The sequence below is a fragment of the Aquimarina sp. ERC-38 genome (genome assembly GCF_026222555.1).
Classification (GTDB): domain Bacteria; phylum Bacteroidota; class Bacteroidia; order Flavobacteriales; family Flavobacteriaceae; genus Aquimarina.
This window is the reverse complement of record NZ_CP098511.1, coordinates 4,254,894-4,278,393: the sequence shown is the minus strand read 5'-3', so window position 1 is coordinate 4,278,393 and position 23,500 is coordinate 4,254,894. Positions and strand designations below refer to the sequence as shown.

Annotated in this window: 19 protein-coding genes; 9 read left to right on the top strand and 10 right to left on the bottom strand. The window is 34.7% G+C overall.

Going from position 1 to position 23,500, the window contains the following annotated elements:
* Positions 1–19: 19 nt before the first annotated feature.
* From NBT05_RS17685 to NBT05_RS17675, 3 genes are all read right to left on the bottom strand, one after another.
* Complete coding sequence (locus tag NBT05_RS17685) at positions 20–1,747, bottom strand: phospho-sugar mutase (RefSeq protein WP_265771219.1); 1,728 nt, start codon at positions 1,745–1,747, stop codon at positions 20–22.
* A 61-nt stretch (positions 1,748–1,808) separates the two neighbouring features.
* The gene (locus NBT05_RS17680; RefSeq protein ID WP_265771218.1) at positions 1,809–2,756 is read right to left on the bottom strand and encodes a glycosyltransferase family 2 protein; all 948 of its coding nucleotides are present in this window, start codon (positions 2,754–2,756) and stop codon (positions 1,809–1,811) included.
* A 16-nt stretch (positions 2,757–2,772) separates the two neighbouring features.
* Entirely contained in the window at positions 2,773–3,300 is a 528-nt protein-coding gene (locus tag NBT05_RS17675; RefSeq protein ID WP_265771217.1) for a DUF4199 domain-containing protein, read from the bottom strand.
* Positions 3,301–3,988: 688 nt separating this feature from the next.
* Here NBT05_RS17675 and NBT05_RS17670 point away from each other — a divergent pair.
* A complete protein-coding gene (locus NBT05_RS17670; RefSeq protein WP_265771216.1) occupies positions 3,989–4,240 on the top strand; it encodes a type B 50S ribosomal protein L31 in 252 nt (83 codons plus the stop codon).
* Positions 4,241–4,327: 87 nt separating this feature from the next.
* Complete coding sequence (locus tag NBT05_RS17665) at positions 4,328–5,509, top strand: GlmU family protein (RefSeq protein ID WP_265771215.1); 1,182 nt, start codon at positions 4,328–4,330, stop codon at positions 5,507–5,509.
* A 57-nt stretch (positions 5,510–5,566) separates the two neighbouring features.
* Here NBT05_RS17665 and NBT05_RS17660 read toward each other — a convergent pair whose 3' ends face one another.
* Together NBT05_RS17660 and NBT05_RS17655 are read right to left on the bottom strand one after the other, a co-directional pair.
* A complete protein-coding gene (locus tag NBT05_RS17660; RefSeq protein ID WP_265771214.1) occupies positions 5,567–6,643 on the bottom strand; it encodes a hypothetical protein in 1,077 nt (358 codons plus the stop codon).
* A gap of 115 nt (positions 6,644–6,758) precedes the next feature.
* Complete coding sequence (locus NBT05_RS17655) at positions 6,759–8,387, bottom strand: ABC transporter substrate-binding protein (RefSeq protein WP_265771213.1); 1,629 nt, start codon at positions 8,385–8,387, stop codon at positions 6,759–6,761.
* A 176-nt stretch (positions 8,388–8,563) separates the two neighbouring features.
* Here NBT05_RS17655 and mtaB point away from each other — a divergent pair, with 176 nt between their 5' ends.
* The gene (gene mtaB, locus NBT05_RS17650; protein ID WP_265771212.1) at positions 8,564–9,892 is read left to right on the top strand and encodes a tRNA (N(6)-L-threonylcarbamoyladenosine(37)-C(2))-methylthiotransferase MtaB; all 1,329 of its coding nucleotides are present in this window, start codon (positions 8,564–8,566) and stop codon (positions 9,890–9,892) included.
* 147 nt (positions 9,893–10,039) lie between these two features.
* On the opposite strand, the gene NBT05_RS17645 is transcribed toward mtaB, so the two are convergent.
* Both NBT05_RS17645 and NBT05_RS17640 read right to left on the bottom strand, forming a co-directional pair.
* Positions 10,040–12,343: a T9SS type A sorting domain-containing protein gene (locus NBT05_RS17645; protein WP_265771211.1), complete on the bottom strand. Its 2,304-nt coding sequence runs from the start codon at positions 12,341–12,343 to the stop codon at positions 10,040–10,042.
* A 373-nt stretch (positions 12,344–12,716) separates the two neighbouring features.
* On the bottom strand, positions 12,717–13,019 hold the full coding sequence (locus NBT05_RS17640; protein ID WP_265773267.1) for an N-acetyltransferase: 303 nt from the start codon (positions 13,017–13,019) through the stop codon (positions 12,717–12,719).
* Positions 13,020–13,247: 228 nt separating this feature from the next.
* Here NBT05_RS17640 and NBT05_RS17635 point away from each other — a divergent pair, with 228 nt between their 5' ends.
* The 3 genes from NBT05_RS17635 (at position 13,248) to NBT05_RS17625 (ending at position 15,638) form a co-directional block, all read left to right on the top strand.
* Positions 13,248–13,916 carry an alpha/beta hydrolase gene (locus NBT05_RS17635; RefSeq protein WP_265771210.1) on the top strand — a complete coding sequence of 223 codons (669 nt, stop codon included), beginning with the start codon at positions 13,248–13,250 and terminating at the stop codon, positions 13,914–13,916.
* Between the two features lie 62 nt (positions 13,917–13,978).
* Positions 13,979–14,968 carry a lytic transglycosylase domain-containing protein gene (locus NBT05_RS17630; protein ID WP_265771209.1) on the top strand — a complete coding sequence of 330 codons (990 nt, stop codon included), beginning with the start codon at positions 13,979–13,981 and terminating at the stop codon, positions 14,966–14,968.
* 298 nt (positions 14,969–15,266) lie between these two features.
* On the top strand, positions 15,267–15,638 hold the full coding sequence (locus NBT05_RS17625; protein ID WP_265771208.1) for a sulfite exporter TauE/SafE family protein: 372 nt from the start codon (positions 15,267–15,269) through the stop codon (positions 15,636–15,638).
* A gap of 216 nt (positions 15,639–15,854) precedes the next feature.
* Here NBT05_RS17625 and NBT05_RS17620 read toward each other — a convergent pair whose 3' ends face one another.
* Positions 15,855–16,724 carry a TlpA family protein disulfide reductase gene (locus NBT05_RS17620; protein WP_265771207.1) on the bottom strand — a complete coding sequence of 290 codons (870 nt, stop codon included), beginning with the start codon at positions 16,722–16,724 and terminating at the stop codon, positions 15,855–15,857.
* Positions 16,725–16,875: 151 nt separating this feature from the next.
* On the bottom strand, positions 16,876–17,391 hold the full coding sequence (locus NBT05_RS17615; protein ID WP_265771206.1) for a DUF2892 domain-containing protein: 516 nt from the start codon (positions 17,389–17,391) through the stop codon (positions 16,876–16,878).
* 249 nt (positions 17,392–17,640) lie between these two features.
* Between NBT05_RS17615 and rpmH the strand changes: the two genes are divergently transcribed.
* The 3 genes from rpmH (at position 17,641) to NBT05_RS17600 (ending at position 21,587) form a co-directional block, all read left to right on the top strand.
* Positions 17,641–17,799, top strand: coding sequence for a 50S ribosomal protein L34 (gene rpmH / locus NBT05_RS17610; protein ID WP_130286612.1), 159 nt, complete (start codon positions 17,641–17,643; stop codon positions 17,797–17,799).
* A gap of 99 nt (positions 17,800–17,898) precedes the next feature.
* A complete protein-coding gene (gene carB, locus NBT05_RS17605) occupies positions 17,899–20,751 on the top strand; it encodes a carbamoyl-phosphate synthase large subunit (protein ID WP_265771205.1) in 2,853 nt (950 codons plus the stop codon).
* A 341-nt stretch (positions 20,752–21,092) separates the two neighbouring features.
* The gene (locus NBT05_RS17600; protein WP_265771204.1) at positions 21,093–21,587 is read left to right on the top strand and encodes a GNAT family N-acetyltransferase; all 495 of its coding nucleotides are present in this window, start codon (positions 21,093–21,095) and stop codon (positions 21,585–21,587) included.
* A gap of 305 nt (positions 21,588–21,892) precedes the next feature.
* Here the strand turns inward: NBT05_RS17600 and NBT05_RS17595 are convergent, their stop codons facing one another.
* Positions 21,893–22,585 carry a class I SAM-dependent methyltransferase gene (locus NBT05_RS17595; RefSeq protein ID WP_265771203.1) on the bottom strand — a complete coding sequence of 231 codons (693 nt, stop codon included), beginning with the start codon at positions 22,583–22,585 and terminating at the stop codon, positions 21,893–21,895.
* Between the last annotated feature and the right edge of the window lie 915 nt (positions 22,586–23,500).

Here is a 23,500-nt window from a genome sequence, read left to right as displayed (position 1 = left end):
GTTATCCGAATCCTTTCTGTTACACATTCAGGTCTTTTTTGATTGCTTCTATCTTTTGATCAAGTTGATCAGAAACGGTGGGTACTTCATCTACAGAAGCTACTTCACTCTGAACGCTAATATAAAATTTAATCTTTGGTTCGGTTCCGCTGGGGCGGGCGGCTATTTTACTCCCGCCATCGGTGTAAAATATCAATACGTTCGATTTTGGAATATCAATTTTATTAGTAGTATGATCTTGAATATTGACAGCTTCACCAGCCTGGTAATCTTCAATTAAGACTACTTTTTCTCCATTAAATTCAGTTGGCGGGTTTTCCCGAAGATCAACCATAATTTGTTTGATCTCACTTGCCCCTTCAATTCCTCTTTTTACGAGAGAAACCAGATTTTCTTTGAAAAAGCCATGTTCTGTATAAAGTTGTAATAATTCCTGGTAAAAAGAACTCCCGTTTGCTTGAGTATACGCCACAATTTCGCAAGCTAATAAGGTAGCGGTAACGGCATCTTTATCTCTCACAAAATCTCCAACCATATATCCAAAACTCTCTTCACCGCCCCCAATAAAATGTTTGTCCGGGTGGTCTTTAATCAATTTGGCAATCCATTTAAAACCGGTAAGCACCTCCATATAAGCCACCCCAAAAGCATCTGCCAGGTTCTTCATCATAGGTGTGGATACGATGGTAGAAGCGATATACTCATTACCTTTAAAACCATGTTTATTTTTATAATGTTGCAATAAAAACCAGGTCATCACCACCATGGTTTGATTACCGTTTAATAATTGTAATTCTCCTTCAGTATTTTTTACCGCAATCCCCAATCGATCGCAGTCCGGATCGGTACCGATCACAATGTCAGCATCGACTTTCTTTGCTAACTGCAACGCCATATCCAGCGCTTCGGTTTCTTCAGGATTAGGTGAAACCACCGTCGGAAAATTACCATCAGGTTTTGCCTGTTCTTCAACGATATGAACATTGGTAAAACCTGCTCTTTTTAAGGTTTCAGGTACTGCGGTAATAGAAGTCCCATGTAAAGAAGTAAATACGATACTTGTATTTTTTTTCGCTTCTGCGGAAGCTATAAAACTTCCGTTAGCAACACTTTTATCGATAAAAGCGTTATCAATAGTAGTATCTATATATTCAATCAGATCCGGGTTAGCCCCGAATTTTATATCTTCATATTGTAAAGCAGTGATTTCAGCAATAATTTCTGCATCCTCCGGGGGTACCAGCTGACCACCGTCTTGCCAGTATACTTTATACCCGTTATACTCAGGGGGATTATGACTTGCTGTCAAGACGATACCGCAATGGCAATCCAATTCTTTTACGGCAAATGATAACTCAGGAGTAGGGCGGAGGTCACTGAACAAATAGGTTTTAATACCATTTGCTGAAAAGACATCTGCAACTACTTTTGCCAATGTATCACTTTGATGACGACAATCATAGGCAATTACCGCTTTGGGTTGTTCGTCGGCAAAGGTTTTAAGCAAATAATTACTTAACCCCTGCGTACTTTTGCCCAACGTATACTTATTAATACGATTGGTTCCCACCCCCATAATACCGCGCATGCCCCCGGTACCGAATTCTAGGTTTTTATAGAAACTTTCTTTAAGTTCTTCAGGGTTGTTTTTTTGTAAGCTTTGTATTTTTTCTTTTGTTTCTGAGTCAAAAACCGGAGAAAGCCATTCTTCAACTTTTGCGGTCATGGCCGTATCATTTAATTGCATGAGAATCTATTGAATTTTAAACAAAAATAGTGTTTAATTTGATTTTAGGTGGAGCTGATTGCTAAAGATGGATTTTTTCTGAAATTCGATACCTTTCTTTAGAACTTTTTAAAGTTAAAATAATTTCTCCCAGAAATCCTGCCAGGAAAAATTGAGTTCCTAGAATCATAGCAGTGAGGGCCACGTAAAATTCCGGACGTTGTGCAATTAACCGCCCCCGTACTTCAATAAATAATTTATCGATAGCCAGATATAAAGCACATAAAAAACCAATAATAAACAAGATAGTTCCAATCAGTCCAAAGAAATGCATAGGTCTTTTGCCAAATTTTGACATAAAACTGATGGTCATTAAATCCAGGAAACCATTAATAAAACGGCTGGCACCAAATTTGGTTTTACCATACTTACGCGCCTGGTGTTGCACTATTTTTTCGCCTATATTTTTAAACCCCTGATTTTTTGCCAGTACCGGAATGTACCGGTGCATCTCGCCATGTACATCGATATTTTTAACGACTTCTTTTCTATAAGCTTTTAATCCGCAATTAAAATCATGTAAGTGCAGTCCCGATGTTTTACGGGCCGCCACATTGAAAAGTTTGGAGGGTAAATTTTTACCTAGTACCGAGTCGTAGCGTTTTTTCTTCCATCCGGAAACCAGGTCAAACCCTTGTTTTGTAATCATTTGATACAATTCCGGTATTTCTTCGGGGTTATCCTGCAGGTCGGCATCCATGGTAATAACGACTTCTCCTTCGGCTTCTGAAAAACCAGCATGGAGCGCCTGTGATTTTCCAAAATTTCGCAAAAAACGAATACCCTTAATCTGCGGATTTTCTGATGAAAGTTGTTTAATAATATGCCAGGAACGATCTGTTGAACCATCATCAATAAATAAAATTTCGTAAGTATATCCGTGTTGCTTCATAACACCTGCGATCCAGGTATACAACTCTTTTAAAGATTCTTCTTCATTCAATAAAGGTATAACTACGGAGATATTCATAGAATGTGGTACTACCTTAATAGAGTTCTTCTTTTTTCTGCATAATTAAACCAATAATTAACGAAAAAATAAATCCGAAAAATAAACTTCCGATAATCCCAAAGGCAAAACTGATAAAGGGGGATTGTAATTTTTCAGTCATAGCAAAAACCTGGTCTATTTGCTCTTCGGTTAAGTCTGGTGAATCTTTTAAAGCATTTTCTTTTTGAGCGGCTAATACTTGTTGTGTGTATTCAGGTTCGATAACACTAGTTAGGGTGATATTCCATAACGCTGATAAAATACCCCCAACAAGGGCAACTCCTATCCCAATCTTTAAAGCATTAGATAAGGTAAGAAAACCATTGTTGTTTTCTTTATACGTTTTAATACTTAAATAGATGATAACGGGTAAAATAATAAAGCCTAAAATACCTACGGACCAATGCGGATCTTTATAAGAATCAGTTAGGTAAATAGTTAAACTATATAAAATGGAGACAATACCTAGGATAAGTCCATAATTTACAATTAGTTTTTTCGTGTCCGGTTGCTGTTCTTCCATGTTTATTTTGATTATTGCTAAAGGAAGCAAATGTACTAAAATCAGTTAGGTTAAAACGATTACTCGGATAGAAACCCATATTAAATTGAAATTTGATGCGAATCTGTAAATGGTTGATTTTACCAAAAATAAAAATGAATTATTAGGAAACCTACAAATTAATCAAGGCTAACTCAAGCTTTACTTTAAACCTTTATTTAGTTACCATTTTAGTGGGTTATAAAAACATGTGTTTTACTTATATCAAAGAGCAAAATAAATAAAGATGTACGGTAAATGTCAACTTTTTAATTCCCTTCCCTCGAGGGAAGGGCTAGGGATGGGTGTTTCAATTTAAGTAGACATCTCACCCCAACCGGGTACGTAAATATCCGCGAGAGGGGTGGAAATAAGTTTCAACTTAAGTAAACATCCCACCCCAACCCTCCCTTCCAAGGAATGGAGTAAATACGTTCTAGTATTTTAAAGCATCAACTTCCGGTTTAAGATTAACAACTATATATAAAACATAGTAAGATAAGGTAATCCTAGACTTTAAAGCATTTGAGGTTACATTTTCACTTTTTTGAAAGTAATTTATTCTTCAGCATAAATGATTTGCATAATTAAATCGTAAAGAAACTCTTGTAAATTAAAAGAATATTGCTAAATTTGCACTTCCAAAAATGAAAATTAAGATTTAATCATCATGAAGAAAGATATTCACCCGGAAAATTATCGTCTAGTTGCTTTTAAAGATATGTCAAACGATCAGGTTTTTTTAACAAAGTCTACGGCTAATACCAGAGAAACCTTAGATGTGGATGGTGTTGAATATCCCCTGGTTAAACTGGAAATTTCAAGAACTTCTCATCCTTTTTATACCGGGAAGTCCAAGCTTATTGATACAGCAGGACGTATTGATAAATTTAAAAATAAATACGCGAAGTTTAAGAAATAAACTTTTTAGTGATATCATAAAACCCCAATGGTTCTTTACCTTTGGGGTTTTTCTTTTTTAACGGTATTTCTAATTAATACTAAGCATATGAATTATATCTTATTTGACGGCCCTGCCCGTAATGCATTGTTGCCTTTTACCTTTACCCGGCCGGTTGCTGAGATTAGAGTAGGAATTTTGACGATCCGTGAAAAATGGGAAAAACATTTGGGTTTTACCACCTCTACGGTTACTGAAAATTATTTAAGTGACAAATTCCCTATGGTAGAGTTTGAAGATAACATTATGATCAATGCTTCTTATCTACCCACTCCTAAACTAGTTACTCAAATAAAAGACCTTCAACCCGGGCAAGCTATTTTTAATAAAGATATTCCTGTTGCTTTTTATACTAAAGAAGGGACAGCAGTAGACTTTGAATTTTATAAAATTATTCAAAGCGAAACAGCACCCGAGCATACGATCAAACATACCTGGGATATATTTACCAACAATCCTGGCGAAATCGAAGCAGATTTTGATTTATTAACTAAAGATAAAAACAGTCAGGAATTATCATCGGATAATATAATTATTGGGGAGCATCAAGTTTTTATTGAAGATGGAGCTAAGGTGAAGGTATCTATTTTAAATACTACTGAAGGACCTATTTATATTGGGAAAAATGCTGAAGTCATGGAAGGAAGCATGATTCGTGGGCCCTTTGCCCTTTGCGGACATGCAACGGTTAAAATGGGGGCCAAGATTTATAGCGGAACTACCATCGGACCATATGCTAAAGTAGGAGGAGAAGTAAGTAATTCGGTTATTTTTGGGTATTCTAATAAAGGTCATGATGGATTTTTAGGAAATTCAGTGATCGGGGAGTGGTGCAACCTGGGGGCAGATACAAATACGTCCAATTTAAAAAATAACTATGCCTCCGTTCGTTTATGGAATTATGAAACAGGAAACTTTGCAAAAACCGGCTTACAATTTTGCGGGTTGATGATGGGCGATCATTCTAAATGCGGAATTAATACTATGTTTAATACCGGTACCGTAGTAGGTGTAAGCGCTAATATTTTTGGAGGTGGTTTTCCCCGAAATTTTATTCCTAGTTACAGTTGGGGGGGAAGTGGTGGTTTTACTACCTATCTTACTAAAAAAGCCTTTGAAGTTGCCAATGTAGTCATGAAACGAAGAAACCTGGAATTTACAAAACAAGAAGAAGCCATTCTGGAACAAGTATTTGAACAAACCCAGTCCTGGCGGAAGGGATATGAATAAAGAAAAAATGCCTTCTGAAAAGTAGAAGGCATTTTTAAAAGTTGGTTAGTTATAGTTTTATTTTTTGACAAAAACACTGGAGAAAGTTTCTAGTTCTCCTTCAAACTCTTCACTCCCAAAGAACTCTAAGGAATTCCCTGAAATTTTTAGAGAATCATTAAATAATAATTCCCCATCTGTATAGGTTTCTTCCTCATCATCTTCTATATAAGTGAACTCTACTAAAGTTAAAATATTTTCTTCTTCATTATAAGCCCAGTTTCCGATGGAAGTAGTATTTTCAATACCTTCTTCCTCATAACGAGCTTCACAATTCTCACGCGTAGCCTCATAATCCAGGTTTTTAAATTTCGTTTGGTCTACAAAAATATAAGTACCATCTTCTTTAAAAGTTAAGTCACCAAAGATAGTAGTATCACAATAAGCTTTCTCAACAATAATTTCTTCCTCATTATCGCAAAAAACAGTTCGTTCATCACAATCTTCCACTCCTACTTCGTCTATATCATTTTCATCATCATAGTTGTAAGTTGACTTTTGAAATGCCCACTCTCCTATAATAGCACTATTACCACCCCATGCTTCTACTTCTACACAAATTTCAGAAGGTTCACTTACGGCTCCATCTTCAGTGTAGATACAAAGTAAATAACAAAATTGTCCGGGAGGTACGTCGTTAAAATCCACATCAATTTCAATAGTATTCTCATCCATTTTTTGTATTGAAGATTTTAGAAAATTACGTTTTTTACTTGTTTTAGCTTTATTTCTAAAGTTTGCGCCTTTAGGAATATCAAAATATCCGGAAGCCACACCACTTTCGTCTTTTACTACCAGGTAAGCACCGGCATAATTTTCGGGGGCTTGTAATTCAATATCAAAACCATTTTTCTGAAACGCAGATTGTTTTTTAGTAGCAATAGTAAAGGAAGCCGTTCCAGTTGGTGCCGGAGCACTACCTGCTTTTTTTTCAGCACCTTCAATAATTAGGTTGCTTAAAACATCTGAAGCTTCTAGAGCAACGTCTTCTAGTGCCGCATTTTCTAAATCCTGATCTACATTGTCAGCATCATCTCCACAAGAGATTACAGTTAAAAAAGCAGACATGGTTAAACAAAGTAATGTTTTTTTCATTTTAATAGATTTGAAGTTATCACAAAATTTCAGCAAAACTAATAAAATATAGATAAAATGCAAATTAAAAGGGTTAAAAACAATAATCGTTGTTTTTAATAATATTTTAGTACTACTAATCTTCCTTCCATACTTTCTTTAAAACCAGAAAGTTTTGAGGGTTAGTGGTTAATCCTTTTACGTTTTTTTGGGTAAAACGAATAACTTCGTCATAATATAAAGGGATAATAGGAGCATGGTCTATAATAATGGAATCCATACGTGTATAAAAACCCTGCCGGATGGAATCATTTTGAATAGAAAAACTTTCTTCGTATAAAACATCAAATTTTTCGTTCTTAAAGTGAGTATAGTTAGGGCCGTCTGGGGTAAAATTCTTACTGTAGTACGGAGATAGAAAATTTTCTGCATCCGGGTAATCAGCAATCCAACTGGCACGAAAAATATCTAGTTCTCCTCCCCATTTCTTCTTTCTTATCGTAGAAGAAGGCATAACGTCTACTGCAATTTTAATCCCCAACTTTTCTAATTCCCTTTGTATAAATTCACAAAGAACCTGATAATTGTTATCCGTAGCAATACGTACCTCCGGTTGAGTATCGCCGGTAACTTCTATATACTTTTGTATATACTTTTTTGCTTTTGCCGGTTGATAAGTAAACCCGCTATTGGGTTTATATCCTGGTACGCCTTTAGGGATAAAGCCACTGGTAGCAGGAGTGCCAATCCCATTGTTTAAAAAAGTGATCATCTTTTTACGATCAAACCCATAATTAATCGCTTTTCGTAACCATTCCGAATGTACCGGAGAGGTATCACCGTCCAGGTAAAATCCAAGGTAAATCGTATTAAGATATGGTCCCTTATCAATATGCATTTGGTTTTTATGTACCTCTCGTAATTTTCCGGAAGGAGTAAGCAATTCGTCTTTATAAGAAGCATCCAGGCTGTTTAAGAGATCCAATTTGCCTTGCATAAATAATAAAAATTCACTTTGCTTATCTGGTAAAAAGGTAACTGCTACTGCTTCCAGATAAGGGAGTGCATTTCCAGAACTATCTTTTTCAAAATAGTGTTTATTACGCCGCAATACCAGTTTGATATTTTCTTCCCAAAGTTTAAAATAAAAGGGGCCGGTACCTACCGGATTTGCTCTAAAATTGTTACCATACCAATCCACAGCTTCCTTAGGAACGACTGAGCAGTAACGCATACTTAATAATCCTAGGAATGCAGGAAAAGGCTGTTTTAGCTTAATATGCAGAGTGTGTTTATCTAAGGCTTCGCATTGTTCTACATTTTTTAATACCCAGGCTCCGGGGGAGGCTAGTTTTGGGTCTTTTAATCGGTTAAAGCTATACACAAAGTCGGCAGCTGTAACCCTACGTGTACTATCCCGGGTAGCAAATAGTTCATTTTTATGAAAATATACATCCTTACGAAGGCTAAAGGTGTAGTCCAGGTTATCTTCAGATATTTCCCATGAAGTAGCAATATCCGGCTGGATTGCTAAAGAATCATCTAATTGTACCAGCCCGTTAAATAATTGATTTGTCGCCCAGATATTAGGAATATCCCGGGCAAAAGCAGGATCTAGCGAAGTTACATTATCGTACTGATTATACCTAAAGACATCAGTATCTTTAAAGGTTGAATTAGGTTGACTACAACTGAATAAAAAACTACTCAATAAAATAGTAATAAGAAACTGTTTGCTATTAAAAGACCAATTTGCTCCACGCATTTGAAACTCGTCTATAATTTTTAAACTTAGAATAGCAGAATAATAGTTTGTAAGTAAGCGTTTTGTGAAGCTAAATATTAGTTGGTATCTTTGTAAATTCAATAGTAGCGAACTTATTTTCTTTGGTTAAAGATAACTAGATTTCCTACGTTTTAAAAAGATAAGCAGTAATATTAATGAAAAAGAAGGTTGCATTTTATACGCTGGGTTGTAAATTAAATTTTTCAGAAACCTCTACCATTGCTCGCGAAGTGCAAAAGGAAGGTTTTGAGCGGGTGGATTTTTCTCAAAAAGCAGATTTGTATGTAATTAATACCTGTTCGGTTACTGAAAATGCGGATAAACGTTTTAAATCCATTGTAAAACAAGCACAAAAGGTAAATCCTGAGGCTTTTATTGCTGCTATGGGGTGTTATGCTCAGTTACAACCAGCCGAATTAGCAGCAGTAGATGGAGTAGACCTTGTTTTGGGTGCTACGGAAAAATTTAAATTGAATCAGTATATTAATGACCTTTCTAAAAATGATCAGGGCGAAGTGCATTCCTGCGAAATTGAAGATGCTGATTTTTACGTAGGAAGTTATTCGATTGGCGACCGCACCCGGGCATTTTTAAAAGTGCAGGATGGTTGCGACTATAAATGTACCTATTGTACCATTCCGCTTGCCCGCGGAATTTCCCGTAGTGATACCTTGGCAAATGTTTTGGCTAAAGCTGGCGAAATCGCATCTAAAGGAATTAAAGAAATTGTATTGACTGGGGTAAATATCGGAGATTACGGAAAAGGGGAGTTTGGTAACAAAAAACACGAAAATACATTTTTTGAACTGGTACAAGCTTTAGATAAGGTACCGGGTATAGAGAGATTACGAATTTCTTCTATTGAACCAAATTTGTTACAAGAAGAAACCATACGGTTTGTAGCAAATTCTAATAGCTTTGTTCCTCACTTTCATATTCCGCTACAATCCGGAAGCGATGAGATTTTAAAATTGATGCGACGTCGTTACCTTACTGATTTGTATAGAGATCGAGTAGCAATTATAAAAAAAGCAATGCCCCATGCCTGTATTGGGGTAGATGTGATTGTAGGTTTTCCCGGCGAGACTGAAGCTCATTTTTTAGAAACTTATGAGTTTATTAATTCGTTGGATATTAGCTATCTACACGTTTTTACCTATTCTGAAAGAAAAAATACTTTAGCAGCTGAATCCCTGGATGTAGTGCCTTTACCCGTTCGTAAAAAGCGAAGTAAAATGTTACGGGTACTATCCGCTAAAAAGCGAAGGGTTTTTTATGAAAGCCAGCTAGGAACCGTACAAAAGGTACTATTTGAAGCCGAAAATAAAGAAGGTTACATTCACGGATTTACTGAAAATTATATAAAAGTAAGAATGCCCTGGAACCCGGAACTGGTAAATACTATACACAATGTGAAATTAACCGAAATTGATGAAGAAGGTTTTGGTAGGTTTCAGGTGTTGGAATTGGTTGAGGTTGGGTAGCGTGGGGATTTTAAGATAAAGAATTTAAAATTTCAATATTTTAATTTTCTTAGTAAGAAAAAATGAATTATTTGTCTCGAACAAATATGTAAAACAGAAAATTCCGGTATATGGAAATAACCGGAATTTTCATTTTGTTTCTTAAGGCTATCGTTGTATTAGAAGTTTTTCTGTTTTTAATTCACCTTTATCATCTACTGTTTTAAGATAATAATAACCTATTGGTAATCCGGAAGTGTTGATAGTACTGCTTTCATTTTGTAGATTTTTAAAGGTACGTACTTTAAAACCTTGTACATTATATAAATCAGCAGAAATAATTGTCTGATCTGCCGTAGTCAAAGTGGTACTCTGATTTGCCGGGTTAGGATATAGGATCAATCTGTTCTGACCTTCCTCCTCTATGATGGAGAAATTTATACGAAAAAAACCTCCCTTATAACCTGTCGCGTTTTTTCCGGTGTAAGGTGTAGCGGTAAAGGTATAATCTCCCGGAACAAATTGTCTTGTATTGAAGGTAGTATCCGTATAACCAAAGAGAGAAAAGTTATTGTCCTGTCGATCATTCTCAATGTATGAATAACTAATAGGGCCGTAGAGTGAAAAGGATACACTACTTACTAAACGAGGTGAAGATAATCTAAACCGGTCTTCTACTACTATTCCAACATTACCATCACCAATTCTACCACTATCTCCTAATAGATAAGTAGTTGAAAAAAAGTCAAAAGTTTGATCAGAGTTAGGATTACCAATTTGTAAATCACTAAAACTGACTAAGTCATCAAAACTCACAAAGAATACTTCCTTATCAAATTCATCTACGATTACCTTATTTTCCCCCTCCCCTCTAGTTGCAATGACCCGAAATATTTTAGTATCTGTATTACTAACAGGAATTGGTTTTCCAAAATAATTACTACCTGAGTTACCATCAAAAACGTACGGTGCAGACCGCTCAATACGACTTTCTTGTGAGAATTCTTCTCTGAATTCTACCGTTATCCCATCATTATTTCCTTTAAAATTTGCCTCTAGAGTTAAATTAGCATTTTCTAACCCATCCATATTTACGATGGTATTCCCGTATAACAATCTGTTTTGAGATAAAGCTTCATCCGTATCTGCATTAATAATAGTAAACCCGGTGAACTCAAAAGGATCATTTTGTTCATCACGGGTAATAGTAAAATTCTTTATTTGAGAGGTACCAGATTCACCTTGCCCGTTTCTTTCACTATAAGGTATAACAGTTAACTTATAGGTACCGCTAGGAAAATCTTGAAGGTCTAAAATACCATTATCATCACCAAACAGTGCATAAGGAAAGATGTTTTCAATAGTTTTTAGATTAATTTCACCTTCTAAGTCAAAAGCCACACTTTTTACAAATTCCGAATCTATGTTTGCGACGATTGAAGATATTGAGTTGAAAGCTAAACCTTCCTCACTCTTATTAAAAATCTGTCCGTTACTAAGGCTTTGGTACTGATAGAGGGTGTCTGATTGAATGGATGCAATCTGAACGGAATTAATTTTAATTGGGTTTCTATTATCATGCCCAACAGTAAACCCAAAGGTAGAAGTACGTCCCTTTATTCCGGTACCGTTACTACCCGTGTATGGCGTAGCTTCAATTACATAGGAACCCGGAGGTAGGATTTTTCTTGCGGGTCTTCTATCCTGAGAAAAACCAAAAATGGAATATCTTCCGCCCTGTTCATTTACAAGATTGTTTACCTCTACCGGGCCTTTTAAATTAAATAATATGCTGGATACATTACTTGAGCAATCCAGACATTTCCGGATGATGAGGGTTAGGGTAGAAGGGCTTGAAGTTTCATACTCCTCAAAAAATTGTCTTTCCAGAGTGTTTTCGTTAAGATATACTTCAGCAAAACCTAGTGATGGTTCTATATTAACTTGTCTCAATTTAATCCCTGCAACATTTTCATCAATTAAATTTTCTTCGGATACAAATCCTTTGTAAGCTCTTATAAAGACAAGATACTCATCATTAAAAGTTTGACCGTCAGGAAAAATTGTTCCTTGATAGTCTCCATTATCGTCTCCAAACAAACTATAAGGAGCTATGCTGTCTCTATAAAATCGTTCTGCATGATGTGGCGACCATAAATCAAATTCAATAATTACATTATCTGCATTACCTACGTAATTGGCTTGGAAGGTAAGGTTAGCACCTTGCAACGTATCCGAATCTATAGATATTTCAGAAGAATAATTAGGTAAAGTAGCAATTATTTGATCAGTGTCCGCATTGATTAAAAAAGTATCGGTAAATTCAAACGTATCATCCGTAGAGGATGTACTGTTTAAATTTTTAATTTGTTTTTTGACTTTTACATTAGAATCAATTTTTGATTTAGATACAATAGTCTGCGGAATAATTGTTACAAGAAAAATTAGCGATAAAAATAAAGTTGTTTTCATAGAATACATGTTAGTATAAATAATTAAATTAATTTTTCACAAATGATAATTGATAGCTAAGAAATACCTTGCTAGAATAAAATTTATAAATTTTCAGGTTATTTGAAATATGACGAGAAAAGGACTTAAATGAATTAGTTATAGTGGGGATATAACCTTAAAATCCTATTGTATTTATGAAGTACAATACTATGAATTTTAAATAGACCTCCTATAAAATTTGTGAAAATTTTAAGAGGGAAATTATTTTAGGTAAGTCATCTTAAAAATTTGTAGAAGAGAGTTTTATAATAGGTTGTATAGTACTCAAAATAGAAAACAAAAAAGCCTTCAACTTTAAAGTTAAAGGCTTTTGTAAATGTTTGTTTAATTACTATAAGTTAATACCTACAGGTAATAAGCTTTTATATTTTCTTCGGTTTTTCTTCATAAACTTAGCAATAATCGGACTGGTAGGTACCAATCTGATGTTTCGATCTTCTATAATAGAAAATACGGCAATAATAAAATCATCTGCAAATCCCTTTTCAATATGCTCTTCACTCATAATAAGCTTTGTTAGAAAAATTTTCCTTTCCTGTTGCGCATATTCAATTTTAGCCTTTTCACCTTCAATGGTGGTTTCAAACTGACGTAAAAATTCATTATCAACTACTTCTAGCGCAACTTCGCTCAAATTCTCCATAAGATATTTTGTTTAGTTTAAAAATTATAAAAAAAGATCCTGAAACACTATTTATCAATAACCAATAATTCACGCTCACGAGGGTTTGTCAGCTACTGTTTATTTAGTAAAAAATTAAGTGTAACGATGATCAGATATAAAAAGTATTCTTTAATTTGTGCTGTAAAGATACCGAAATTAGCCCTTATAATCTAATATCGTACTGTTAAAATACCTAGAATGGAGCGAGTTACTCATGTTTTTTTTGTTCCGGGGATGGCGGCAGACGTCTCCATTTTTGAACATATTAAGTTACCCGAAGATCGTTTTGCAATTCACTTAATACCCTGGAAGATTCCTAAAAAAGACGAATCCTTGCCAGATTATGCCAAACGAATGACTGTAGTTATCAAAAATGAACCTTGCGTTCTACTAGGAGTTTCTTTTGGTGGAATTGTAGTGCAGGAAATGAGTAAATTTATTAAGGCTAGTAAAGTGATTATTGTTTCCAGTGTTAAATGTAATGCCGAATTTCCCAATCGGATACGAGTGGTCGGTAAGACCAAAGCATATCGATTCTTTCCCACTTCATTAATTTCTAAAATAGAAAATTGGGAAAAGTTGGCTTTTGGGGATTTTGCTAAAAAAAGAGCAGCTCTTTATCAAAAATACTTATCTGTCAAAGATAAAACATACCTGGATTGGTCCATTGAAAAAATTGTTCATTGGGATAAGACGGAACCCGATCCGGATATTATTCATATTCACGGGGATAAAGATGTGGTTTTTCCAATTATTCATATCAAAAATTGTATAATTATCAAAGGTGGTACTCATGCCATGATCATCAATCGTGCACGCTGGTTTAACGATAACCTACCTAAAATTATCGACGAAAACTATGGCTAATTGAAAATATTATAGTATTTTTAACAACTCGAATCTATTATAAATCAGTAATCTTTAATTTTATGGGTGTGCTTAAAAATGTGTTATTTGTATTAGGAACCTTGTTTTCCCTTTTATTACTGATAAATGCTACAAAAGTCGATCCGATAAAAAAAGAAGAACATAAAATTCTTACAGAATCTTTAATTAATGATTATAATGTGTACGCTGTCCCGATGCCGGAGAATATTAATTTTGCTGGGGAATTAGTGCCGGTAGAGAATCCGGATATACGAGAACGAATGGATCGGGAATTATTAGTAAATACTTATTGGCAGTCTAACGGTTTGTTATTGTTTAAAAGAGCTCATAAGTATTTTCCCGTTATCGAACCTATCTTAAAAGAAGAAGGCCTTCCGGATGACTTTAAATACCTGGCAGTAATAGAAAGTGGTTTAACTCAAGCAGTTTCTCCTGCCAGAGCTACCGGATTCTGGCAAATTTTAAAAACAACCGGTAGAGAATACGGGTTAGAAATTAATCAAAACGTCGACGAACGCTATCATATAGAAAAAGCTACCCGGGTGGCTTGTAAATATTTGAAAGCTGCAAAAGAACGTTTAGGAACCTGGACCCTGGCTGCAGCTGCTTATAATGCGGGAAATGCGGGAATACGTAAGCAGTTAGAACGTCAAAATGCAACCTCTTATTACGATTTGTTATTAGGTCAGGAAACAGGACGCTATGTATTTAGGATTGCAGCTATGAAAGAGATTCTAAGTAACCCCAGAAAGTATGGGTTTAATTTTAAGAAAAGAGATCTCTACAGTCATATACCTACCTTCAATGTATTAGTAGAAGAGCCTATAACCGACTTTAATGAGTTTGCGGCTAAATATAAAATCAATTATAAAATTTTAAAACTACATAATCCCTGGTTAAGAGAAACCCATCTTAATAATGCAAGTGGAAAAGAATACCTTATCCAGATTCCTAAAGAGGGGCATTATAAAATAGCATCTAATCAAAATATTGAAATTAAAGAGATGCTTATGGATACCATCAGAGAATAACCAGGAGCCTTTAAATAAGAAATCCTTTTTTTTATTAGTGTCCGGTTAAATAAGTAAAAGTTTATAAAGCATAGTAAAATAAGGTAATTCCAAACTTTGAACTGTTTGGAGGTTGCTTTTTCACTTTTTTAAAAGTAATTTGTTTTTTAACGTAAATATTTATTACAATATTGAATTTCAATACTATAATGATTAGTCTTGATTCTTGTTTCTAGGAGCGATAGCGATCTTGAATCTTTACCGGAAACTAATGATTTTTTATAATTTATACCACACTTAATTTATGTAATATTGTAGTATGGACTTTACTACAATTGCATCACTGGTGGTCATCGGTTTAATTGCCGGTTTTTTAAGTGGTACCATGGGTATAGGCGGGAGTGTCGTAATGATTCCATTACTAGTGTTATGGCTTAGTTTTACTCAGCATGAAGCACAAGGTACCAGTCTTGCCGTATTATCTATTCCAGTAACCTTACTTGCCGCTTTTAATTATTATAAAGAAGGATATGTTAATCTTAAGTTTGCGGTTATTATAGCAATTACTTTTATTATAGGTGGATATCTAGGTAGTAAATTTGCGATTTCTATTAATCAGCTACTTTTAAAAAGAATTTTCGGTATAGTACTCTTAATCGTTGCCGCCCGGATGATCTTTTCGAAACCTTAGTGTCCGGTAAAGATTTACAATGGCTATCGCTGTTAGAATTAAGGCTAATCGTTACAGCTAGATGAATAAAATGGCTTAGAAAGAGATTTATAAAGAAAAAATCGAAGATTATGTCAATAAACAAAAGAATAACCAGAGTTGAAGCAAAGCTTCTTAATACAGAGGTTTGAATTTTTTTAATGAAAAATTCCTGTTATTTAATGTTGATTTAGCTATCTAATTATTAGGTCCTAATTTCATTTTAAGCCTTTTGATAGAATCAATTTTCTTTTGTCTTAAATACAATTCGTATTCTTCATCAATCCTACGTTCTTCTTCCGTACGAAGGTCTCTCTTAGACTTTTTCTTTTTACCTTTTTCCGAGGACTCAGGAGTCTCATCAATAGCTAATTCACTTTCAATATCATCTTCACTTTCCAGATCTAAGTTAGCAATTAACGTAGAAACTCCTTTAGATAACGAATTAAAATGTATGGAGTAGGAATTACTTAAAGTTTCCGAACTATGATGAGATACCACTTTCTCAATACCTAACAATTTTTTGTCATTATCAAGATAGTACATCATAGGAAAACCTAAAGAATGTTTTAGATTATTAATAATATAAGTATCCCTATTCGTTCGCTCATCTACATAAAACAAGTGTGCCTGATTGCTATAATCTCGCTCTACAGTTTTAATTTTTTCGGGGGTATCCCAAAAGAGTACCACAAAATCAATTTGATCATGAAACCGGTCAACCAGGTCATTTAATGCAGGAACCTGTCCTTCACCAGGAACACACCAGGTAGCATAGGTAATTAAAAAGATAGGTTTCTTTAATTCTTCAAATTTTACCGGATCTCCTTTAATAGGGTTCATGGTAAAATTATCCATATAAGTTCCAACCAGGTGATTATTTACCAAAGAGTCAAAAAGAAATTCTGCGTATTCTATATCTTGCTCCTTATACGCATTTTTACTTTTGATATTATACTTTTTAATATGCGCTGCAATAGCTACGGAAAAAGGAACTTTAGTTTCTAATTGTGCGTATGAAGAAATAGTAAATACACTAATACATAGAACAACAAACAAATTTTTCATACAAAACTTTTATAGATGTTGTGTAAAATCTAAATAATTTGTTAAAGATACTATTTTCCCAATAATTTAGAAAATACCTCACAACCTTCCGTAATCAAACAACACCTTACTAACGCTAAGAAGTTTACAAATAGTATGCCTTAATTAACAATTAGATTTTTTTCATCTGTTGCTTCATCATAGTGATTTGTTCTTTTAGCATGTTGTGTTTGTCTAATTTCTTTGCTTCGGTTAGTAACAATTGCGCTTCTCGTTTACGTCTTTTAGTCATAGCAATACCGGCAAGATTTAGTTTGGCTACAGCCAGATCTTGATCCATAGATAGCCCTAACTTAACTGCTTTTTTCAAATATTTTTCGGCTTGGGTAATATTCGTTTGAGCATTCATAATCCCAAATAAATAATTATAGTACCCATGTTGTTTGGTAGTAAGGGCTGTTTCCGGATTTTTGATCTTCGATAACCAGGTTTTGGCACCTTCAAAATCCTGTTTTCTTAATTTTAAGAATGATAACAGGATAAATTCGTTTTTAAAATAAAGAAAAACAAAGATGCCGGCAAGTAAGAAAAGCATAATACCATTGCCAATATATCCTTCAATAATTTGCCAAATAGCAATACCTACTATCAAAGCAGCAATAATTAATTTAATATTTTTATTATACATAAAGTAAAACCTAATTACATCGTGAATCGATAACCTGCTGAAAATCTTTTATTCATTTGTTTTCTCAAGTATATTCACGATAAAATTTCAATTTTGCAAAGAACGTATTTTTTTTGGATAAATAATTTTAAAATATACATTTGCCAAAGTAAAAACTCTTCGTATATTTGCCCGCAGTTTTAGAGTAAGTAAATTCTAAACCATAAACGAAGATTTTCTAAAGAAGAAATATAAAGATAGCCAGTTACGATGAAAAGAACATTTCAGCCCTCAAAAAGAAAAAGAAAGAATAAGCACGGTTTTAGAGAACGGATGGCTTCTGTAAACGGAAGAAAAGTGCTGGCGAGAAGAAGAGCAAAAGGCAGAAAGAAATTATCCGTATCTTCGGAGATAAGACATAAACACTAATGATTCGTCACTAGTAAATAATAAAGGTGTTTCTTTTAAGAGTAACACCTTTTTTTATATCTCATAAATAACTTTACAATATTATATATTACCACACCCATGCCAAAAAATGATTCTTTAAAAACAATTCTAATTATTGGTTCCGGGCCAATTATTATTGGTCAAGCTTGTGAATTTGATTATTCGGGAACCCAGGCATTACGATCCTTGCGAGAAGATGGAATTAAAACCATACTAATTAATTCCAATCCGGCAACCATAATGACCGACCCGTCGATGGCAGATCATGTGTATCTTAAGCCGTTAACCACCAAGTCTATTATTGAAATATTAAAGAATCATCCCGAAATCGACGCGGTACTACCCACTATGGGAGGGCAAACCGCTTTAAATCTTTGTATTGAAGCAGACGAAAAAGGAATTTGGGAAGATTTTGAAGTTTCTATTATCGGAGTAGATATTGATGCTATTAATATTACTGAAGATCGTGAGAAATTTAGGGAGCTGATGCTTGAGATTGGTATTGGAATGGCTCCGCAGGCAACTGCCGGTTCTTATTTAAAAGGAAAAGAAATTGCTCAGGAGTTTGGTTTTCCATTAGTGATTCGATCCTCATTTACTCTGGGTGGGGCAGGAGCTTCTTTTGTATTTACCGAAGAAGAATTTGATGATAAATTAACGCATGGCTTAGAAACTTCTCCCATTCATGAAGTAATGATTGATAAAGCCTTGATCGGCTGGAAAGAGTATGAGTTAGAGTTGTTACGAGATGACAATAACAATGTAGTGATTATCTGTACGATCGAAAACATGGATCCTATGGGAATTCATACTGGGGACTCCATCACCGTAGCTCCGGCGATGACCTTAAGTGATAAGACCTTTCAGCGGATGCGGGATATGGCAATCCATATGATGCGAAGTATTGGTGAGTTTGCCGGAGGATGTAACGTACAATTTGCGGTAAGTCCGGATGAAAAAGAAGATATTATTGCTATCGAAATTAATCCGAGGGTATCCAGATCTTCCGCATTGGCGTCAAAAGCTACCGGATATCCGATTGCAAAAATAGCAGCAAAACTCGCTATCGGATATACCTTAGACGAGTTAAGTAATCAAATTACCCAGTCCACTTCGGCCTTATTTGAGCCCACATTGGATTATGTCATTGTAAAAATACCCCGTTGGAACTTTGATAAATTCGAAGGGTCCGATCGAACCCTTGGACTTCAGATGAAATCCGTAGGGGAAGTAATGGGAATTGGTCGATCGTTTCAAGAAGCTCTACACAAAGCCACACAGTCTTTAGAAATTAAAAGAAACGGTCTGGGAGCTGACGGAAAAGGCTATAAAAATTACGATCAGATTATTGAAAAACTAAAGTATGCCAGTTGGGATCGGGTTTTTGTGCTGTATGATGCCATTCAAATGGGAATTACTTTAAGCCGAATCCATGAGATTACAAAAATCGATATGTGGTTTTTAAAACAATACGAAGAACTACATCTTTTAGAAAAAGAAATTTCAAAATACGATAAAGAATCTATTACCAAAGAATTACTATTAGAAGCCAAGCAAAAAGGCTTTGCCGATCGACAGATTGCCCATATGTTGGGATGTTATGAAAGTGAAGTGTATACCAAACGTTCAGATTTTAATATCAACCGTGTTTATAAACTAGTAGATACCTGTGCTGCGGAATTTAAAGCACAAACCCCTTATTTCTATTCTACTTTTGAAGCCGAAATTCAATCGGCAGACGGAACCATATACGTGGATAACGAAAGTAAAGTTAGTGATCGTAAGAAAATTGTCGTTCTGGGATCAGGACCTAACCGGATTGGACAGGGGATTGAATTTGATTATTGTTGCGTACACGGAGTTTTAGCTTCGGCAGAATGTGGGTATGAAACTATTATGATCAATTGTAATCCTGAAACCGTTTCTACCGATTTTGATACGGCAGACAAACTATATTTTGAGCCTGTATTTTGGGAACATATTTACGATATCATACGCCACGAAAAACCAGAAGGGGTCATTGTTCAGTTAGGAGGACAAACCGCCTTAAAGTTGGCTGAAAAACTAGACCGCTACGGTATTAAAATTCTGGGAACCAGTTACCAATCTCTGGATCTTGCCGAAGACCGGGGTAATTTTTCTACGTTGTTAAAAGAAAATAACATTCCCTACCCGGAGTTTGATACCGCTGAAAATGCAGATGAAGCCTTGGCAGTGGCTGACCGACTCGATTTCCCGATTTTAGTACGACCTTCTTACGTACTGGGAGGGCAGGGTATGAAAATTGTAATTAACAAACAAGAATTAGAAGAACACGTCGTAGACCTGCTTCGTAAAATTCCGAATAACAAATTATTACTGGATCATTACCTGGATGGTGCCATTGAAGCCGAAGCTGATGCCATTTGTGACGGTGAGAATGTACATATTATTGGGATTATGGAGCATATTGAACCCTGCGGAATCCATTCCGGGGATTCTAATGCTACCCTACCGCCCTTTAACCTGGGAGAATTCGTAATGCAACAAATTAAAGACCATACGCATAAAATTGCTTTGGCGTTAAATACGGTAGGATTGATCAACATTCAGTTTGCCATTAAAGACGATACGGTATACATCATTGAAGCCAATCCAAGGGCTTCGCGAACCGTTCCTTTTATTGCTAAAGCCTACGGTGAACCTTACGTAAACTATGCCACTAAGGTAATGTTAGGTGAAAACAAGGTGACAGATTTTGATTTTAAACCTCATTTAGACGGATATGCAATTAAACAACCCGTGTTTTCATTTAATAAATTTAAAAACGTAAATAAAAAACTGGGCCCAGAGATGAAAAGTACCGGGGAGAGTATTTTGTTTATCGATGATTTAAAAGACGATCAGTTCTACGATTTATATTCGCGTAGGAAGATGTATTTAAGTAAGTAGATTGATGATTTAGTATTGAGATTTAAGTAGTGAGTATTGAGATGCTGAACTGTTCACTACGTTCACTTTTGGATGCGGTACTTTAGATTTAGGTGCTAATATGCTAAAGAATAAGATCGTTCACTACGTTCACTTTTAGATGCTGAATGATTATAAATTGATGGTAAAGTAGTTGTTAGGTTAAATTTTAAAAGTTAAACTTAGTTAACTTAGTTACTACCAGTGATCAGTAATTTTCGGTTTTAATGGTAAATAAATGCCCTTTTTCTTGGTTCTAGAAGCAATAGTGACCTGCCCGTCTGCAGGCAGGTCTTGAGCCCTTATCAAATAGTAATATAAATATGGAAATCAACCTACAACCCTTTATAAAAGATGATTTTGATCGTTTGATCAGTTGGATTCCTTCTGAAAAAGAATTAGTACAGTTTGCAGGACCTTTATTTACTTATCCTTTGACTACTGACCAACTAGATGGCTATATTAAAAATAGAAAGCTTCAACCTAAAAAGATAGTAATTGTTGAGTCAAATCAGGTGATAGGTCATTGTGAATTAAACTTTTCTTACAATTTACCCTGTCTATCCCGGATTTTAATTGGAGATACGCACTACCGTGGCAAAGGCTTAGGGAAACAACTAATTTCAATAATGATTGAAGAGATTCTAAAAGTTACACCTACCCATGCCGTAGAACTTAGAGTATATGGATGGAATATAAACGCCATCAAATTATATGAAAAACAAGGATTTGCAATTCAACCGGATAAAACCAGTACTTTTAAATTTCGCGAAGACGAAATTTGGGATAGCTTGTATATGATAAAAAATTTAAGCTAAGATGCTCTTAAATAATGTTTTAAAATCAAAAACCTAACAAATGATTTTTTCCTGAGCTTGCTTAAGAGGCTAATTTCGTAGTTAATTTAAGTGAAGCAGTGAAAATAACGATTTAATTTCCATATTATTTCCACTATTGCCTGTAGGTAGCAAAAACGAATTACTCAATACAATAGAATAGTAATTTTTATACTTTTTCAAGCATCTTCCATCAAACTTATAATATTTATTAATCGTATTGCATTCAATAATTTATTAGTAATACAACAATTAACCAATAACAATTAACAAATAACAATCCTTCACTAAAACATCCGATACAATACCGTAACAATTTTACCTTTTGAACCAGAAGATATAGTATCTAAATCTATAGATAAAAGCTCTTTAACCGCTACAGCTTGAAAAGAAAAAGGAGGTACCAGTAAATCCACACCACTATTTTTCTTTAACCGGGTACCTTGTCCAGATATAATATCTTTATTGGCAATAAAATCACCTTTAGGAAGATGTTCTGTAAGCAAGACGTATTGATAATGGGCTAACTTCGGGACTATTTGTTGAATTTCACTATTAGAAAGATGTTGCAAAACCTGTCGTAAAATAGCACAACGTGCAGGAGGTAAAGTATCCTTAGCTATGTTTAAACAATAAAATTCAAGATGATCCCGGGTATACCGCTTTTGATGATATGCAATTAAATTTGGTACAATATCAACCGCAATATAATCTCGAGTGTATAGTAGTAACTCTTTACCTACATTAAAATCTCCGCAACCCAGATCACAAATACTAATCGGATTTGTAAAAGACGATAAAAAAGAAATTACCGCATCCAGATAAGGGGTAACTAAACCCGGATGGTGAGAACCTTCCCCCGAGTAAAATTCACCGGTATTCCCACCCCATAAATTTAAATCGTACACCTGTGCCATAGCCTCCCGGGTAGGCCAGGGTTTTTTAGTTTTTCTTACAGAATCCTCTATGTTATTGTTCATTAATTTTACATTAGTCGACTATTATAGCTATATTCTGAATTTCTTTAGTTAAAATAAAGTTACTATCATAACTTAAATCATACTTCAGTTTATGCTAAATAACAAAAATGCATAGTCATTTTATTGTTATCTTTAAAAAATTTTATACTAAAATTCAAAGGTAGTTTTACCCATTTTTATCAAATTTTAGGAGCCTGCTATTATTCACACGGTTCTAATATCATTTAGTCGCTATTCAATATATTGCTTACCCTTAGCTAAATTAAGATATCATCGTTTTACCTAAAAAAGTTTACGGGGAAATCTACATAAATATTTGTATCTTAGTGTCTTAATGAAATCACAGATCATCTAATATGAAAAGTACAACATTAATTTTCACCTTTGTATTATGTCTTTATGGATGGCTCCTACAATCACAAGCATTAGGAGAAGGAGCCTATACCCACCCTACTCAAAATGCGCCATGTCTAAAATCAAAAACCTTATAGAAATCCTACAATCAATGCACTTACCACTAATACCGCAAATCCTGTATTTGCAGGCTGTCCGGAATCAGTGATTATAAATGAAAAAAATGTATTTGACCTTAGTGAGATTATTTATTTTAATGTCTTTCTAAAAGATCAATTAAATCAAAATTTAAATCTAAGGGTTTATCAGCCGGATGAGTCTTTAGCTTTCTCCTGGTCAAGGGAGTTAACATATGATTTTGTATAATCTTATTGGTTTTTCTCTGAAACACCTAATGTAGAAGGTAATTGGACTGTAGAAAGTACATTAGATACCGAAGAGGTGGTTACCCATTCTTTTACAGTTCGTGCTCAAACTTTGACTGTGGATGAAAGAATTAATTTAAATAGTATAAATTTAACCCCCCAATCCGGTAGAAAATAATTTGAATATTAATTCAGA

Bases quoted from the DNA above. Each gene is read 5' to 3' on its own strand.
- NBT05_RS17615 (WP_265771206.1), bottom strand. From the start codon at position 17,391: ATGTATAATAAAAATATTAAATTAATTATTGCTGCTTTGATAGTAGGT.
- mtaB (WP_265771212.1), top strand. From the start codon at position 8,564: ATGAAAAAGAAGGTTGCATTTTATACGCTGGGTTGTAAATTAAATTTT.
- NBT05_RS17595 (WP_265771203.1), bottom strand. From the start codon at position 22,585: ATGAACAATAACATAGAGGATTCTGTAAGAAAAACTAAAAAACCCTGG.
- NBT05_RS17660 (WP_265771214.1), bottom strand. From the start codon at position 6,643: ATGAAAAAAACATTACTTTGTTTAACCATGTCTGCTTTTTTAACTGTA.
- NBT05_RS17630 (WP_265771209.1), top strand. From the start codon at position 13,979: ATGGGTGTGCTTAAAAATGTGTTATTTGTATTAGGAACCTTGTTTTCC.
- NBT05_RS17655 (WP_265771213.1), bottom strand. From the start codon at position 8,387: ATGCGTGGAGCAAATTGGTCTTTTAATAGCAAACAGTTTCTTATTACT.
- NBT05_RS17685 (WP_265771219.1), bottom strand. From the start codon at position 1,747: ATGCAATTAAATGATACGGCCATGACCGCAAAAGTTGAAGAATGGCTT.
- carB (WP_265771205.1), top strand. From the start codon at position 17,899: ATGCCAAAAAATGATTCTTTAAAAACAATTCTAATTATTGGTTCCGGG.
- NBT05_RS17675 (WP_265771217.1), bottom strand. From the start codon at position 3,300: ATGGAAGAACAGCAACCGGACACGAAAAAACTAATTGTAAATTATGGA.
- NBT05_RS17620 (WP_265771207.1), bottom strand. From the start codon at position 16,724: ATGAAAAATTTGTTTGTTGTTCTATGTATTAGTGTATTTACTATTTCT.
- NBT05_RS17645 (WP_265771211.1), bottom strand. From the start codon at position 12,343: ATGAAAACAACTTTATTTTTATCGCTAATTTTTCTTGTAACAATTATT.
- NBT05_RS17635 (WP_265771210.1), top strand. From the start codon at position 13,248: ATGGAGCGAGTTACTCATGTTTTTTTTGTTCCGGGGATGGCGGCAGAC.
- NBT05_RS17670 (WP_265771216.1), top strand. From the start codon at position 3,989: ATGAAGAAAGATATTCACCCGGAAAATTATCGTCTAGTTGCTTTTAAA.
- NBT05_RS17665 (WP_265771215.1), top strand. From the start codon at position 4,328: ATGAATTATATCTTATTTGACGGCCCTGCCCGTAATGCATTGTTGCCT.
- NBT05_RS17680 (WP_265771218.1), bottom strand. From the start codon at position 2,756: ATGAATATCTCCGTAGTTATACCTTTATTGAATGAAGAAGAATCTTTA.
- NBT05_RS17600 (WP_265771204.1), top strand. From the start codon at position 21,093: ATGGAAATCAACCTACAACCCTTTATAAAAGATGATTTTGATCGTTTG.
- rpmH (WP_130286612.1), top strand. From the start codon at position 17,641: ATGAAAAGAACATTTCAGCCCTCAAAAAGAAAAAGAAAGAATAAGCAC.
- NBT05_RS17625 (WP_265771208.1), top strand. From the start codon at position 15,267: ATGGACTTTACTACAATTGCATCACTGGTGGTCATCGGTTTAATTGCC.